At 43.0% G+C, this 16,928-nt stretch carries 14 protein-coding genes; 11 read left to right on the plus strand and 3 right to left on the minus strand.

Annotation, left to right across the window (positions count from 1 at the left end):
• The first annotated feature begins 11 nt into the window (after window positions 1-11).
• The 3 genes from M2135_RS00120 (at window position 12) to M2135_RS00130 (ending at window position 4,809) form a co-directional block, all read left to right on the plus strand.
• On the plus strand, window positions 12-329 hold the full coding sequence (locus M2135_RS00120; RefSeq protein WP_280746531.1) for an iron-sulfur cluster assembly protein: 318 nt from the start codon (window positions 12-14) through the stop codon (window positions 327-329).
• Window positions 330-344: 15 nt separating this feature from the next.
• Complete coding sequence (locus tag M2135_RS00125; RefSeq protein WP_280746532.1) at window positions 345-1,109, plus strand: UDP-2,3-diacylglucosamine diphosphatase; 765 nt, start codon at window positions 345-347, stop codon at window positions 1,107-1,109.
• Between the two features lie 298 nt (window positions 1,110-1,407).
• The gene (locus M2135_RS00130) at window positions 1,408-4,809 is read left to right on the plus strand and encodes a BACON domain-containing carbohydrate-binding protein (RefSeq protein WP_280746533.1); all 3,402 of its coding nucleotides are present in this window, start codon (window positions 1,408-1,410) and stop codon (window positions 4,807-4,809) included.
• Between the two features lie 478 nt (window positions 4,810-5,287).
• Here the strand turns inward: M2135_RS00130 and M2135_RS00135 are convergent, their stop codons facing one another.
• Entirely contained in the window at window positions 5,288-5,917 is a 630-nt protein-coding gene (locus M2135_RS00135; RefSeq protein WP_280746772.1) for an HAD family phosphatase, read from the minus strand.
• A gap of 1,125 nt (window positions 5,918-7,042) precedes the next feature.
• Here M2135_RS00135 and M2135_RS00140 point away from each other — a divergent pair.
• Window positions 7,043-7,465 (plus strand): organic hydroperoxide resistance protein, encoded by a 423-nt coding sequence (locus M2135_RS00140; protein ID WP_280746534.1) that lies wholly within the window; start codon window positions 7,043-7,045, stop codon window positions 7,463-7,465.
• 206 nt (window positions 7,466-7,671) lie between these two features.
• Here M2135_RS00140 and M2135_RS00145 read toward each other — a convergent pair whose 3' ends face one another.
• Window positions 7,672-8,631, minus strand: a complete 960-nt coding sequence (locus M2135_RS00145; protein WP_280746535.1) for a 2-hydroxyacid dehydrogenase family protein — start codon at window positions 8,629-8,631, stop codon at window positions 7,672-7,674.
• 131 nt (window positions 8,632-8,762) lie between these two features.
• On the opposite strand from M2135_RS00145, the gene M2135_RS00150 reads away from it, so the two are divergent.
• From M2135_RS00150 to deoC, 7 genes are all read left to right on the plus strand, one after another.
• Entirely contained in the window at window positions 8,763-9,998 is a 1,236-nt protein-coding gene (locus M2135_RS00150; RefSeq protein ID WP_280746536.1) for a nucleoside recognition domain-containing protein, read from the plus strand.
• Between the two features lie 33 nt (window positions 9,999-10,031).
• A complete protein-coding gene (gene ybeY, locus M2135_RS00155) occupies window positions 10,032-10,487 on the plus strand; it encodes an rRNA maturation RNase YbeY (protein WP_280746537.1) in 456 nt (151 codons plus the stop codon).
• A gap of 1 nt (window position 10,488) precedes the next feature.
• Window positions 10,489-12,366, plus strand: a complete 1,878-nt coding sequence (gene mnmG / locus M2135_RS00160; protein ID WP_280746538.1) for a tRNA uridine-5-carboxymethylaminomethyl(34) synthesis enzyme MnmG — start codon at window positions 10,489-10,491, stop codon at window positions 12,364-12,366.
• 81 nt (window positions 12,367-12,447) lie between these two features.
• Window positions 12,448-14,259 carry an excinuclease ABC subunit UvrC gene (gene uvrC / locus M2135_RS00165; protein WP_280746539.1) on the plus strand — a complete coding sequence of 604 codons (1,812 nt, stop codon included), beginning with the start codon at window positions 12,448-12,450 and terminating at the stop codon, window positions 14,257-14,259.
• A gap of 3 nt (window positions 14,260-14,262) precedes the next feature.
• The gene (dtd, locus tag M2135_RS00170; protein WP_280746540.1) at window positions 14,263-14,715 is read left to right on the plus strand and encodes a D-aminoacyl-tRNA deacylase; all 453 of its coding nucleotides are present in this window, start codon (window positions 14,263-14,265) and stop codon (window positions 14,713-14,715) included.
• 2 nt (window positions 14,716-14,717) lie between these two features.
• The gene (locus M2135_RS00175) at window positions 14,718-15,050 is read left to right on the plus strand and encodes a nucleotide pyrophosphohydrolase (RefSeq protein WP_280746541.1); all 333 of its coding nucleotides are present in this window, start codon (window positions 14,718-14,720) and stop codon (window positions 15,048-15,050) included.
• Between the two features lie 3 nt (window positions 15,051-15,053).
• Window positions 15,054-15,923 carry a deoxyribose-phosphate aldolase gene (gene deoC / locus M2135_RS00180; protein ID WP_280746542.1) on the plus strand — a complete coding sequence of 290 codons (870 nt, stop codon included), beginning with the start codon at window positions 15,054-15,056 and terminating at the stop codon, window positions 15,921-15,923.
• Between the two features lie 9 nt (window positions 15,924-15,932).
• Here the strand turns inward: deoC and M2135_RS00185 are convergent, their stop codons facing one another.
• Complete coding sequence (locus tag M2135_RS00185) at window positions 15,933-16,907, minus strand: polyprenyl synthetase family protein (protein ID WP_280746543.1); 975 nt, start codon at window positions 16,905-16,907, stop codon at window positions 15,933-15,935.
• Window positions 16,908-16,928: the final 21 nt, after the last annotated feature.

Raw genomic sequence — 16,928 nt, forward strand, 5'->3', positions numbered from 1 at the left:
CAATTAAACATATGGAAAACGAATTCCTTCAAACAGAAGAGGCCATCGTGCAAATGCTCAAAACCGTATACGACCCAGAAATTCCAGTCAACGTATACGATCTGGGTCTGATCTACCGTGTCGATGTAGATGAAGAAAAAAATGTAGTGATCGAAATGACACTTACCGCTCCCAACTGTCCGGCGGCAGACTTTATCCTGGAAGATGTCCGCATGAAAGTAGAATCGGTCGAAGGGATCAAAAACGTCACGATAAATTTGGTCTTCGAGCCGGAATGGGATAAAGAGATGATGTCGGAAGAGGCTAAACTGGAACTTGGATTTCTTTAACCCCCTTTTTCTCGCATGGAAAAAAACCGCAAAAAAATATACTTCGCTTCAGATGCCCATCTGGGAGCCCGCTTTCATAAAGACCCGATTGCATTAGAAAAAAAACTCGTGCGCTGGATGGAAAGTATCCGTCAGGAAGCTTCAGCGATCTGGTTCCTGGGAGATATGTTTGATTATTGGTATGAGTACAAATATGTCGTACCCAAAGGTTTTACCCGCTTTCTGGGAAAAGTAGCCGAGCTATCCGATAGTGGGATCGAGATTCATTTTTTTATCGGCAACCATGATATCTGGATGTTCGACTACCTGCCCAAAGAAGTTGGAGCCATCATCCATCGCGAGCCGGTCACTGTGGAACTGTTCGGAAAATGTTTTTTCCTGGCACATGGCGACGAAGTAGATAACCGTAGCCAATCATTCCGGCTGATCCGGGCTATTTTCCGTAATAAATGGTGTCAATGGCTCTATGCAGGTATACATCCGCGCTGGACATTCGGCTTTGCCCACGGTTGGTCGCTGAGTAGCCGGAAAAGTGGTCTGACCAAACAAACAGAAATGGAGTATCAGGGAGAAGCTGCCGAATACCTCATTACGTTCGCCAAAACATATCTTCAGACACATCCTGAGATCAACTTCTTTATCTTCGGACACCGCCACATTATGCTCGACTTAATGCTGAGCCGCACGAGCCGCTTATTTATCGCCGGAGACTGGATGCAATACTTTTCATATATCGAATGGGATGGCGAACAGCTTTCATTATTTCAGTTTGAGGAGTAGTCTCTATCCCCCTCATTTATTCCGCCCGGAAAAATCACCTTACTAGCTTGGGAAACATCGGTTATCTAAACAAGATACATCGTCCGATATTGCATTGGAATCATTCACAAAAGTCTGTTTTTAAAAAAAAATAATCTGTTTTATGAATAACTACCTCTAGCGAAGCAGATATTTTTGCAAAGTTTTCCAAAGCGGGGAACAACAATACATTAACCGGTTAATTATCAAAGCAGCGGCCTGATAATTAATACAAAGTTTCGAATCAAAACCGTTTTATAACAAATTATAAGTAACAAAGATGCGCAACCAAAATCTTGCATGTGATCGTTATCGCAATGCGATAATCTCATCCTTATCCTTACTCTTTTCAACCATCTTATTCATCACTTCATGTGTAAGCGATGAGGTCGATCTAATTATAGATCCACCTGTTGAAACGAAAGAAGAAGTCGATACCAGGTTTTATCTGGATATCCCACCCATCTCAATGTGGAACACCAAAAGTCTCACTTTCTCCGAAAAAGGATCCTCAGAAGCGGATACTTTGGCGACAAAAACATTAAAAACAGATCTTGAGTCTATTGATAGTCTATCCGTAGAAACACGATCCTCCAATTCATTCTCAGAAACAGAAGAACGAAAGATTGTCAATCTCTGGGTCGGACAATACAACAAACAAGGCAGTAGACTAACAACTGTCTATCTTCCACAAGTCGATTTAGAATATATTGACATTCAACTAAAAAAATCTGCTCAATCCTGTAAGGTTTATTTTTTTGCTAATGCGGGGGACTTGTCCGGCAAAGCGGCCACTGAAGCAGATCTGATTAAAGCCGTTCACTATTATGACACACAAACAGATTTAGCCGGACAAGTACCCCCTTTCCTGATGCAAGGGAAATGGGAAGGTGTAGTAGATGGAGATGCAGGCCAGAATGTGCTCTTCGAACAAAAAGTCGAAATGAACCGGGCAGTCGCAAAACTTCGTTTTATGTATACGGTAGAAGGTAGTAACTTCCAGTTTATACCCTCTACCCTTAAACTTTGCAACATCCCACAGGGAGTCAAACTTATTGAGTCCGATACCAGAGCCGCCGGTATCACATTCACCGAACATATCGAACCAACTCATTCCTCCGGTTCCCCTATCTTCTGGTACCTGCCCGAAAACATCGCAGGGGAAGCCTCCGGCGCTGAAGCCGTCGACTCCGAAAAGAAAAAAACAGGACAGGGCGTCACTAACGCTACCTATATCGAACTCGCAGGTGATGCCGTGCAGAACGGACATCTCTATCAAAATGTCGTCATACGACTCTATCCCGGACTCAACCGAAACGATTACAACATCCGACGCAACCATTTCTATACCATAGAGATACGACTGCAAGGGATCGACTTCTCCGATCAAAGGGTGTCGGTCGGACAATCGCCCGAACCAACCACTCCCGGAGAACTATTAGCAGAAAAAGATTCCGAAACCTCCTTTGTTCTAAAAATACAACCGGGGAAACCATGGAGTTTTCAACTACCCGACTGGCTGTCGGCATTGGTCAACGGGACATCCTTCCCGATTAACAGTTCAGTAAGTGGGAAAGGACAAACCACCGTAGGGTTAAAAGCTGTTACGGCCAACCCCTCCTCCACTCCACGCAAACTCATCTTCCCTATCGACGGGAAAGAGGTCACCGTAACACAGCGGCCATCTACACTGACAGCTGCCACTTCACTCGAGATACCAGCACAGGCAGCTTCCACCCTCACGGCCACTTTCTCAGCCACCAAAGGGATCGCCTGGAAGGCACTCATAAAAACAGACTGGATCGCTTGGAGGGATGCTTCGCCCATTTCTGGCGGAGAGGCCACAGGAGCGCCTGAAAACCTATACCTTAAAGCAGCGACAAGTAATCCGACAGCCGCTATACGTGAAGGGATACTCCAGATTCGTGCAGGTAATGCCATAAGCGGAGGAAGCGACGCCGGACTTACCAAAGAGGTACGCATCCGGCAAGCAGCTTCCACCGTCACCGGATCGACACTCAATGCGGTCAATGCAGCCAAAGACTATGAACATACAGCCTCCTTTACGGCCACACAGCAGTTGCCGTGGAAGGCGTCCATTACAAGTGGGAACGAATGGTTCTCATTAGTGACTGCATCCGGCACAACGGCGGCCAGTAACCAGGTAAAGATTAAAACCATCCAATCCAACCCTAACGCGGCCACACGGAACGGAACGATAAAGATACAGGCAGGAAACAGTGCGGCTCCATTAGGTCCGACGGCCAATATCACGGTTGTACAGGATGCTTCCACGCTGACAGCGTCGGGTAATCCGACGACACTAGCACCATCGGCAGGGACAACGGGGACTTTGACATTCAGTGGGACAAAAGGACTGGCCTATACGATTACGGCTAATGCCGGCACATGGCTCGAACTGACGGGGACACTTAATGGCACTACAACAGGGGGGAGTCAGACGATTATTTATAAGACAAAGGGGAATAATATTTCAACAGCGGCGTATACAGGAACGATTTCCATTAAAGCAGGGAATATAACAAAAGTGATTAATGTGTCACAAGGATTTGTTTCTCTAACAGCCTCAGGCAGTCCGACCGCACTGGCCGCTACGGCTGGAGCAACAGGGAGATTCACTTTTAATGGAACTACAGGAATGCCCTATTCAATAACATCCAACGCCGGCACATGGCTCGAACTGGTGGGGAGTACGACAGGCACAACCACAGGAGCAAACCAGACGATACAGTACAAAACAAAAGGAGTCAATCAGAAAGCAACAACCAACAGTGGAACAATCACTGTAACGGCCGGAGGAAAATCAAAGCAAGTCACTATCACACAGGCAGCGGCAACATTGACCGTTTCACCTGCTTCGGCCAACACATCATATTCTGCCTCATCGGGGAGTTTCACTGTGAATGGGACAAATGGGTTGCCACTGACATACAGTTCTAACCAGTCGTGGCTGACAATAAAATCCGCACCAACACCTGCCAATGGGACAAATCAGACGGCTACGTATAGTATAGCAGCCAATAGTGGGTCAACACGAAGTGCAGTGATTACAGTAAAAGTAACAGGAACAACTATATCAAAATCAGTCCAAATAACACAAGAAGGATTCTTGTTAAAATTACCTTCAGAATCGATCAACGACATTCCGTATACGAATCCTGATCCTAATTATTCTTTTGAAGTAGAGGGCAATCCTGGTCTAAAAATCGATATAAAATCCGATAAAGATTGGCTAAAACCAAGTAAATCAAGTGTAACTTTTTACAGAAATACATATCATGTGTCTTATCGTGTAGATCAGAATAATGCATATACAGAAAGAACTGGGACAATTACAGTTAAAACTTATTTTCCGGAGAAATCAGTAACATATACAATCACTCAGTTACCACAACCGCTTTTCACCGTAACTCCAACACAGGTCGCATTGTCTCTTGGAGGAGAAGAAAAGGAAGTCCAGATTACAGTTCAGGACTGTTATTCTTGGTCAATTTTGAATCCTATCCCCAAAGGAATAAACATCTCTCCAACATATGGTAAAGGATCAGGCACAATAAGGGTTAGTCGAAATACAATGGGATTATCGAGCAACTCGTTTACCATTGTATTGTCTGCTCCTCGCCTACCCAGTAGGACAGTAATAATTCAAGATATCAAATAAAAATATAGCGTTCTGTTCTTGTTGAATATATGGATCATATATCAGACCTATGTAAGTCTATTTTCAGAAATCTATAAAAGGAGATCATAGTCTGCCTCCTCAAACACGCCAGATATAGGGATATTATTTTTGTATAAATACCCTATATCTGGTATTTTTAACCTATTAATCCGAAAGAAAAACAATTATTGGATTATTTAAGCCGCTTGGCAAAGTTAAGAAGTCCGGAGGACTTTAATGTATATAACCCCGGGTGAAACCCGGGGCAGGTAATCAAACTCACTCACATCAACCCTGATAAGGGTTGAACCCACTTCGGGGGTTCTGAGAATAGTGGTGGTTATCTGCCCCGGGTTTCACCCGGGGTTATGCATATTTGACCCCTCGCGGGGTAACTATTTACAACTAATAACCTATTTAATGTTGATATAAGAAAAAAGCATTCAAGCCTCGCTTAAAGAGAAATCTCAAACTTTTCTTATTTCTCCAAAATCGCATCAATCGGTTTGCGCCAGTCTTCGCCATTTACGGGCATATAGGTTTGGAAACCGAACGATTTTCCAACTTCGATATTGCTTTTTCCATCGTCGACAAACAACGTTTCAGCCGGGATCATGCCGGAATCGGCGATCATATATTCAAAAATACGGCGGTCGGGTTTTGTTACCCCGATCTCATACGAAGTATATAGTTTATCGAAATAGTCATTCAACGGTCGGCCGGCAGCAGTGAATCGGGGCGTTTGCGCCCATTGCAGTTGCAAGATCGGGTTGGTATTACTCAATAAATAGACCTTATACATTTTCCGCAAGGAGAGAATATAATCCAGTTTATATTGCGGAACATCGACCACAAATCCCAACCAGGCATTCGTCACATCCTCCAGTGAAAGCTGTTTGCCGGTATGCACACTTAGTTTTCGGCGAAACTCTTCCGCATCGATACGTCCGTCTTCCACCTCAAGGAAGATCCCTTTTTGTTCGTAGGCGTCGATCAACGCTTCGGCATCAGTCACCCCGATCTGTTCAAAATGACGTACAGCCTTCTCTCTGTCTAAATCAATAATCACCCCTCCAAGGTCGAACACAATATTTTTAATTCCCATAATACGCGATTGGTTACATCTGTTTTTACTACGGCAAAGATAACTTTATTTCCATTCCCTTTTTATACCATTTTGTCATTCTAACAATCTGTCATTTGACCCCCTCCGACATTCTTCTATTTGGAGCCCCATACAAACCTACCTGGAAAAACGAGAAGGATTTAGGGGTTTAGTTTTACGCGAAAGCATGATTTTCATATTGTATCCTCCTTTTTTTTCGATCTGAAAAAAGAAACATTCTAGAGAGAAAAAAACGGTTTTATGACTGCTTTTTCAGCTGTTTCTGAGCCTTCAAAAAATGATGCTGATGGTTGAAGTAAACTATTTAGATGCCTTCCCAAGATGATCTGCATGATTTTAAAAATCTTCTCAATAAATTGGAGGGAAGATGCAGAACAAATCGCTATAAACAGGCCGTTTTCTGCCTAAAATGTGCAAAATCGGGTATTATTTCAGCTAAATTGAACAAAGTATGAGTTAGCAACAAGTGTGATTTTTCTAACTTATGTTACAAATAACTGGTTTTTAAGAACAATATGATATAAATGATCCCATATAAAGTGGAAGAAAAGGTGATCTTTATACACATCTTTGATCATATCAAGTAGACACTCTTAGTTCTTTGCCTGCCAGACGAGGAACTAAGATTCTTTCGTCTGAATTATTTTCAATGTATACACAAAAAAGAATGGATATTCATTGAAAATAGAGATTGTCATTTTTCGAATAATAATAATCAGAATGACATACAGATATACATATCGATCCACTCCTAACAAAACCGTAGTTCACTTCATCAATATAATTGAATAAATAATAAATGATACAGCATTAAAAAATAAGATAAATAGTTCCCAATTTTTATTTGACTTCTCCATTTATGTGTAGATATATATTCATCGAAAAATAAATAACACCCTTTTATTAATCTAACATAAGTTCGATATAAGTTTCGAATTGAAGAATATTTGAAGATAAATCGTTATAACTCACGTTAATCTAGCAAATGATAAGTACTCTCCCCAAGAGATAAAACAGATATCATCCCCGACTAAAAAAGAGAATCGAACAATTGCCGTTTGGGATTGTTCTACAAACAGATACTTATCTTAAAAATCAAAAAGTAATATGGAAGCATTGTATACAGCAAAAGCAACCTCCACAGGAGGACGAAGTGGAAATGTCAAGTCTGCGGACGGAGTGATCAACCTGGAGTTACGTCCACCTAAAGAAATGGGAGGGCCAGGGGGAAACTATTCCAACCCCGAACAACTGTTTGCAGCAGGTTATGCTGCCTGTTTCTCAGGTGCATTCGGTCATATGGCATTGCAAAAGAATATCCGTGTACGACCCATCATAACAGCCGAAGTCACCATCAATAAAGACGGTGAAGGGTTTAAACTGTCGGTAGTTATGGATATCAAAGTACCGGGAGTATCTCAGAAAGAAGCAGAAGAGCTGGCCGAAGCGGCACATCAATTCTGCCCCTATTCTAAGGCGACTCGTAATAATATCGATGTCAAATTAAAAGTGGAAGCGGTAGAAAAATAACCATTTCACCATTGCATTTATCTATTCAACGGAATAGATCACGCGTTTTTGATCAAATATCATCGATTACATCCTATAAATAGATACTAAAAGACCTGCCTCTATAGTCAAAATAATATGGACTACTGAGGCAGGTTTTTCTGTTTTAATAGACTGTATATTAATGTCTAACACGCATTCACAGAACGAAAGTTCATATTCATTCATCAAACCGTGACTCTTGAGATTGGGCGGTCGCCTTCAAAAAATCCAATGATATTATCAGAAACCGTTTGAGCCATAATAATTCGCGTTTTCACCGTCTGAGTGCCGATATGTGGGGTCAATACGACATTTTCCATCTCTAGCAGTTCGGGAGAAGGGAAATCGCCGAACTCAAAAACATCCAATCCGGCATATTTTATGACATTGGCTTTCAAGGCTTTGATAAGCGCCTTTTCATCGATCAAAGGGCCTCTGGAGGTGTTGATAAGTATCGCCGTCGGTTTCATACTATTTAGTTCGTTTTCACCGATAATATGATGAGTTTCTGGCGTATAAGGGGCATTTATTGAAATAAAGTCGGATTGATCGAGTAATTCGGCTTTTGAGACATACGACACATTCAGGCGTGTTTCTTCTTCCAGATGCAACGGCCGGCGGTTATGGTAAATCACTTCCATGCCACAGGCATTCGCTCTTTTTGCCAAAGCCTTACCGATTCGTCCCATACCGAGGATACCCAAGGTTTGTCCGGTAATGCCAAGGCCAAGATTTTCGAGCACACCGACTTTCATGTTTGCTCCCTCTGTACGTAATTTCCGGTCGCATTCGGTAATACGCCGTGCCGCATCAATCATCAGACCAAGTGCCAGGTTGGCTGTCGGAGCCGTTACAGGATCGGGTGTATTGGTGACCGTCAACCCTTTTTCCAAAGCGTAAGCCACATCTATATTGTTGTAACCTACCGCATAGTTTGAGATCAACTTAAGGTTTACACCCCTGTCAATCAGACTCTTATCTACTTTAAAATCAAACATTGAACTTAAAGCGTCATAGGCAGGAAGCATCTCATACACTTCATCATAAGTAAAATCACGTCCATCGGGAAAAGTAACGTCATAACGTTGTTCAAGTTCCGAAAATCCTTCCCTGAACATCTCATAGGTAACTAATATCTTCTTCATTTCAGTTGTAATAATATCGTTAAGTGGCGTCAAATTTAAATAAAAGCCCTGTAATCCAAAGAAGAAATTGTACTTTTGCGTGAATAAGAACCGTTTATACGTTGTTGTAAACGGACAATCAGTAAGAGAATATGGTTCTAAACTACATCTGGATCGCTTTTTTTCTTGTCGCTTTCGTCGTTGCATTAGGAAAACTGATTATCGGAGGAGACACAGCCGTTTTTACAGAAATAATCAATGCTTCATTTAGTTCGGCCAAAACCGGTTTTGAAATCTCCATTGGACTAACCGGCATACTCACCCTCTGGCTGGGAATCATGAAAATCGGAGAAAAAGGCGGTATCATCGAAGCTTTTGCCCGAATGGGCTCCCCTATTTTCAATAAATTGTTTCCGGGTATTCCCAAAAATCATCCTGTGACAGGTACCATTTTCATGAATATTTCGGCCAATCTGCTTGGACTGGATAATGCTGCAACACCTATGGGACTGAAAGCGATGCAACAACTTCAGGAGTTAAATAAAAACAAAGATACAGCGAGTGATCCGATGATTATGTTTCTATGCATCAATGCATCGGGACTGACATTGATCCCGATAACCATTATGATGTACCGGGCTCAAATGGGTGCGTCAAACCCGTCGGATGTCTTTTTGCCAATCTTATTGGCAACCTTTATTTCCACATTGGTCGCTATTTTTGCCGTTTGTTATAAACAACGAATCAATCTGTTCCAAAAAAATCTATTATTCTTTTTTGGCGGAATGATCGCTTTGATCGGAGGAATCATCTGGTTTTTTAATTCGCTCGAGCAGGAAAAAGTGACTTTATATTCTACTCTTTTTGCCAATGGATTGCTTTTCTCCATCATTTGCGGGTTTATCGTAAGTGGTCTCCGGAAGAAGATTAATGTGTATGAAACCTTTATCGAAGGAGCGAAAGAAGGGTTCAAAACAGCAGTCACTATTATCCCTTATCTGGTCGCTATTCTCGTTGGAATCGGTGTATTCAGAGCATCAGGTGCGATGGATTTTATCATTGAAGGGGTACGAATCAGTGTGGCGGCAATCGGATTAAATACGGATTTTGTAGAAGCGCTGCCTACCATGTTCATGAAACCGTTAAGCGGAAGCGGTGCGCGTGGGATGATGATTGATGCGATGAACACGTATGGCGCAGATTCGTTTGTAGGCCGATTAGCATCGATCGCACAAGGGACGACCGACACGACTTTTTATGTGGTTGCACTTTATTATGGCAGTGTAGCTATTAAAAACACACGTTATACCATCTCGTGTTCATTACTTGCCGATCTGGCCAGCGCACTCGCCGCAATTGCTATGGCTTATCTGTTTTTCGGCGGATAAATCGATCATTTAATAATTTATATACGCATAAAAATGGCTATAAACTTTTACGCAGAAGAGGTGAAATTACCCGATATAAAGAAAAGAGCGGTCACGCAATGGATTAAAAAAGTGGCTGAAATACATGGAAAGAAAATCGGTGAAATCAGTTATATCTTCTGCTCGGATGAAAAAATACTGGAAATAAACAGGCAGTATCTCTCCCATGATTATTATACCGATATTATCACATTTGATTATACTGAAAAAGAGACCATTTCAGGAGACCTTTTTATCAGCATTGACACGGTGAAATCGAATGCTGAGCAGTTTCAAACACCCTATCAGGAGGAACTGTTTCGTACAATTATTCATGGCATTCTTCACCTTTGCGGGATCAACGACAAAGGCCCGGGAGAACGTGAACAGATGGAAGCAGAAGAAAATAAAGCCCTTTTGCTGCTAACAAATGAAGAAAAAAATAAGGCGAACAACAGAATAGAAAATTGATATGACATTTAATTATGACATTATTGTAGTCGGTGGTGGACATGCCGGATGTGAAGCAGCTGCGGCTGCAGCCGGCATGGGGTCGAAGACACTGCTCATTACAATGGATATGAACAAGATTGCCCAGATGAGTTGTAACCCTGCTGTAGGAGGGATAGCAAAAGGGCAAATCGTCCGTGAAATCGATGCTTTAGGCGGACATATGGGTATCGTAACAGATAAAACAGCGATCCAATTCAGGATGTTAAACCGCAGTAAAGGGCCGGCCATGTGGAGCCCACGCGCCCAAAGTGATCGCGCACGTTTCATCGATGCCTGGAAAGATATTCTCGAACATCATCCGAATTTGCATATCTGGCAGGATACCGTTCAAGAATTAATCGTCGCTGAGAATCGCGTACATGGAGTGAAGACCGGAATGAATGTCGAATTTCGCGCAAATGCAGTTGTATTGACAAACGGTACATTCCTGAACGGATTAATGCATATCGGACGAACCCAATTGAAAGGCGGCCGTATTTCCGAACCGGCCGTCAAGGGATTGACCGAACAACTCGTCGGTTTAGGGATTAAAGCAGATCGGATGAAAACAGGAACGCCTGTACGAATCGACGGAAGAAGCGTACATTTTGAAGAGATGGACGAACAACCCGGTGAAAACGATTTTCATAAATTCTCTTACCTCGAACAATCACACCGTCAACTGAAACAGTTGAGTTGCTGGATGACGCTCACCAATGAAAACACGCACGACATTTTACGCGAAGGCCTCCCCGACTCTCCTTTATATAATGGGCAGATTCAAAGTATCGGTCCACGTTATTGTCCGAGTATCGAAACAAAAATCGTCACGTTTGCCGACAAAAACCAACATCAGCTGTTTTTGGAGCCGGAAGGAGAAACAACCGAGGAGTATTACCTGAACGGGTTCTCCTCTTCGCTGCCGATAGAGATCCAGTTGAGAGCACTTCAAACCATTCCCGCTTTCCGGGATATTCAGATCTATCGCCCGGGATATGCTATCGAATATGACTTCTTTGATCCGACACAACTACACCATACATTAGAAACCAAACAGATCAAAAATCTCTTTTTTGCCGGGCAAATCAACGGAACCACTGGATATGAAGAAGCCGCCGGACAAGGATTGATGGCCGGGATAAATGCACATATCAATTGTCACGGAGGAGATGCGTTTATTCTTGGCAGAGATGAAGCGTATATCGGGGTACTGATTGACGACCTTGTCACCAAAGGAGTAGATGAACCCTACCGGATGTTTACCTCACGAGCAGAATATCGCATCCTTTTAAGACAAGATGATGCGGATATGCGACTGACCGAAAAATCACATCAATTGGGATTGGCCAAACAAGATCGTTACGATCAGCTTTGCAAAAAGAAAGAGATACGCGACCGGATTATTTCGTTTATGGAGAACACCTCGATCAAACCTCAACACATTAACAACAGCCTTGAACAATTAGAAACAACTCCCCTATCCCACGGTTGTAAATTGATCGACCTGGTGATGCGCCCGCAAATCACATTGGAGAAACTGGCAGCAATTGTTCCGGTCCTTCAACAGGAACTAAATAAAGTTTCCGACCCGAGAAAAGAAGAAATCATAGAGGCGGCCGAGATATTAATGAAATATAGCGGCTACATCAAACGAGAGAAAGTCATAGCCGACAAGATAAACCGGCTGGAGAATATTCGCATCCAAGGAAAGTTTGATTACAACAACATACAATCGCTTTCGACCGAAGCACGACAAAAGCTTACAAAGATCGATCCGGAGACCATTGCTCAGGCAAGCCGTATTCCGGGGATCTCGCCCAGCGACATAAACATTCTACTTGTCCTTTTGGGCAGATAATGCAAATTGTTCCACGTGGAACACAAAAAACAATATATAACAGACGAGAAAAGCATTATTTATTTGATTTACAACTGATTAATGACGAAAACAAATGAACATATCAAACGTATTCTGGCGATAATTCCCGACAAACCAGGATGTTATCAATATTTTGACGAAAAAAACGCGATCATCTATGTCGGAAAAGCCAAGAATCTAAAGAAAAGGGTCAGTTCCTATTTCAACAAAGAACACGATAGTCGTAAAACGACAGTCATGGTCAAACAGATCAGAGATATTAAATATATCGTTGTCAACACCGAAGCCGAAGCATTACTGCTCGAGAACAATCTGATCAAACAATATCAGCCGCGTTACAACGTCATGTTGAAAGACGACAAGACCTACCCTTCTATTGTCATTAAAAACGAATATTTCTCCCGTGTATTCCGGACACGGAATATCGTTCGCGACGGCTCTCAATACTTCGGCCCTTACCCATCGGCCTATACAGCCAAAATAATGATCCAACTACTCAAGGACCTTTATCCGATTCGTATCTGTACGCATCCCTTAACCCCAGAGAGTATTCAACAAGGCCGCTACAAAGTATGCCTGCAATACCACATCAAACGCTGCAAAGGGCCCTGTGTTGGTCTACAAACATTGGAAGAGTACCAGGACAACATACAACAGGTCAAAGACATCTTAAAAGGCAACCTCTCTGCAATAAGTAAACTGCTCTACAACAGGATGCAGGAATTATCTGCCGAACTCCGTTTTGAAGAGGCGCAGGAGACCAAAGAAAAATACGAATTACTGGAAAACTTCAGAGTCAAATCAACGGTTGTCACGCCCAACTTGCACAATATCGATGTATTCTCATTCATCGAACATGAAAGATCAGCCTATATCAACTATATGCATATCGGAAACGGCGCCATCGTTCAGGCGTATACGTTCGAATACAAGAAAAAATTGGAAGAGACGAAAGAAGAACTCCTCAGCCTGGGAATTATTGAAATGCGTGGGCGGTTTAAAAGCGATGCACGGGAGATAATCGTCCCTTTCGATCCGGAGATCGAACTGGAGCACGCCAGCTTTACGATCCCTCAACGTGGAGATAAGAAGAAATTGCTTGACCTGTCTATAATGAACGCCAAACAGTTTAAAGTCGACCGCCTCAAACAAGCTGAAAAGCTGAATCCGGAACAACGAAACACCCGCATCTTAAAAGAGATACAAGACGCCCTGCATCTGGAAAAACTTCCGGCACGCATCGAATGCTTCGACAATTCCAACATTCAGGGAAGTGATGCCGTGGCCGCCTGTGTCGTTTTCATTATGGGTAAACCGGCCAAAAAAGAGTACCGCAAATACATCATTAAAACGGTAGTAGGTCCCGATGATTACGCCTCCATGAAAGAGGTGGTCAGACGCCGTTATCAACGCGCCATACAGGAGGAGGCTCCTCTCCCCGACCTGATCATCACAGACGGCGGAAAAGGGCAGATGGAAGTCGTGCGATCCGTGATTGAAGAGGAACTGAAACTTAAAATTCCCATTGCCGGTCTGGCAAAAGACAAAAAACACCGCACCTCCGATCTCCTATTCGGCTTTCCCGCCGAAAGTATCGGGTTGGTTCAGCAAAGCCCCTTATTCCGGCTACTCGAACAGATGCAGAACGAAGTCCATCGCTTTGCCATCACCTTCCATAAAGACAAACGAAGCAAAAGTCAGGTCGCTTCCGAACTCGATCAGATCAAAGGCATTGGTGAAAAGACAAAAGTATTACTTTTGCAGAAGTTTAAAAGCGTTAAGCGCATACGGGAGGCTGACTTCGATGAACTCAAAAAGATAGTAGGAGAAGCCAAGGCACATTTGATTAAAGAGGCTTTACAGGCGAAATAAGAGATGAAAACAGTTACACAGCGGGTGCAATATACCACAGTCGCTATTAACGGCGCAATCGCGTCGAAAATAGGCCAGGGACTTTTTGTTCTTGTAGGGATTGAAGATCGGGATACACAGGAGGATATTGAATGGCTGGCCAAAAAGCTGGTCCATCTGCGGATATTCGACGACGAAAATGGAGTCATGAACCGTTCAGTCATTGAAAGTGGCGGAGAGATCATGATCGTTAGTCAGTTTACACTACAAGCCTCCACTAAAAAAGGGAACCGTCCCTCCTACATCCGGGCTTCCAAACCCGAAAAGGCGATTCCGATGTACGAAGCATTCTGCAAAGAAGTCGCACTTCAGTTGGGAAAACCAGTTGCAACAGGTACATTTGGTGCAGATATGAAAATAGAATTACTGAATGATGGCCCCGTCACCATTCTTATCGATTCACAAAACAGAGAATAAAGATGGTGGAAACAACGATCAGAGAGGCACAGGAGCAGGTCGATCAATGGATTAAAACCTATGGCGTGCGTTATTTCAACGAACTCACCAACATGGCTCTTCTCACCGAGGAGGTTGGCGAATTAGCCCGCATCATTGCCCGTACCTATGGAGAACAATCCTTCAAAGAAAGCGATAAACACCGTGACCTGGGAGATGAAATGGCCGATGTATTATGGGTACTCCTCTGCTTGGCCAATCAAACAGGTATAGACCTTACAGCCGCATTCGAGCAGAATCTGCAAAAGAAAACCAATCGGGATAAAGAAAGACATCAAAACAATATAAAACTTTAAAAAATGGATCAATCAACCAAATATCAACACGCATTCGATCAATTCGACAGAACCCTTTCCGATAAGAAAATCACGGAGGAGGTTCATACAATCCTTCAAAAAAATGATCAAAAAAACTTTACGCCGGAGGTACTTAAACTGCTTCATGGTTGCATCGACCTCACATCGTTAACCACCTTAGACAGTAAAGAAAGTATCTGGAAAATGGTAGATCAAGTCAACGACTTCGAAGGAATTCGCCCCGACATACCCAATGTAGCCGCCATCTGTACCTATCCGTTGTTCATCGAAACAGTAAAAGAGGCACTCACAGCACAGGATGTCAAAATAGCGGCCGTATCAGGCGGTTTCCCCTCTGCTCAGACCTTCATCGAGGTAAAGATAGCCGAGACTGCCATGTCGGTCATGCAGGGCGCAGACGAGATCGATATCGTCTTAAACCTGGGCTATTTCATGGAGGATAACTTTGAAGAACTCACCGAAGAGATACAGGAGATCAAAGAAAGTTGCCGAGGCGCTAAATTGAAAGTTATCTTGGAAACAGGCGCATTAGCCACAGCCGAAAACATTCAGCGTGCCGCTATTCTGGCGATCTATTCAGGAGCCGATTTCATCAAAACATCCACCGGCAAAGGATACCCGGGCGCGTCACCGGAAGCTGTTTATACCATGTGTCAGGTCATCAAACAATACCACAGTCTCACACAAAATCAAATAGGCATCAAAATTTCGGGAGGAATCCGTACCGCAGAGGAAGCGGTTAGTTATTATACAATCGTCAAAGAAATACTCGGGGAAAGTTGGTTAAATAAAGAGTTGTTTCGCATCGGAGCAAGCAGCCTGATCCATGATATTGAAAAAAGATTGGCCTGAAAAGAACGCTTATTTCTGGCGGTTGACAATATAATCTGCCAATAATTTCAGGGAATTTCTTGCTTCCGATTCCGGGATATGCATTAAAATCTCCAAGGCTTTTGCATGATAAACCTGCATACATCTCTCGGCATAGGCAATACCTCCGTTTTCTTTGGCAAAATGAATCAGGGAATGGATGTTTTCCGACGTAAAATCTTTCGCTTGAATGATGTCGATAAACCGTTGTGCAACCGATTGATCAGCTGTACGAAGTGCATACAGTAACGGAAGTGTTATTTTACCTTCACGGATATCATTGCCGGTCGGTTTTCCAATCTTCGAATCTTCGAAATAATCGAAAATATCATCCCTGATCTGGAAACAATAACCGACCTGTACTCCAAACTCCCGGCACAATGTCAACAATTCATCCGAAGCACCGGCAGAGATAGCACCAATTTCCGTACAGGCCGATAAAAGAGTCGCTGTCTTCTTCCGAATAACTCCCAAATAACAGGCCTCATCCAAAATCGTCTCCTCGGCAGTTTCCAGCTGTTGAATCTCCCCTTCAGACAGATCGCGACCCAACTCGGAAATGATCTTCACAATTCGTAAATCGCCCGTTAGTGTCGAACGCATCAACGAAGTAGAAAGGATATAATCGCCCACCAGAACAGATACACGATTATCATATATTGCATTCAGAGAAGGCACACCCCGGCGCTGCTTCGTTTCATCAATGACATCATCATGAATCAATGTAGCCGTATGTAATAATTCAAGTAAAACAGCCGAATTGATTGTATCGTCTGTTACCCGGCCACACGCTTTTGCGGTAAGAAGTACTAATAACGGACGGATATGTTTACCTTTAGCATCTAAAATAAAGTCTATCGCAGATTGCAAATGGCGCGTTTCACTCTGGAGTGAATGTTTAAAATCCTCCATGAAACGATTGAATTCTTCCCGTACAGGTGCTTCTATCTTTTTTTTGTCGTCCATTTTACTTCGTTAACAGCTTGA

The sequence above is a fragment of the Parabacteroides sp. PF5-9 genome (assembly GCF_029893105.1).
GTDB lineage: Bacteria > Bacteroidota > Bacteroidia > Bacteroidales > Tannerellaceae > JARXWG01.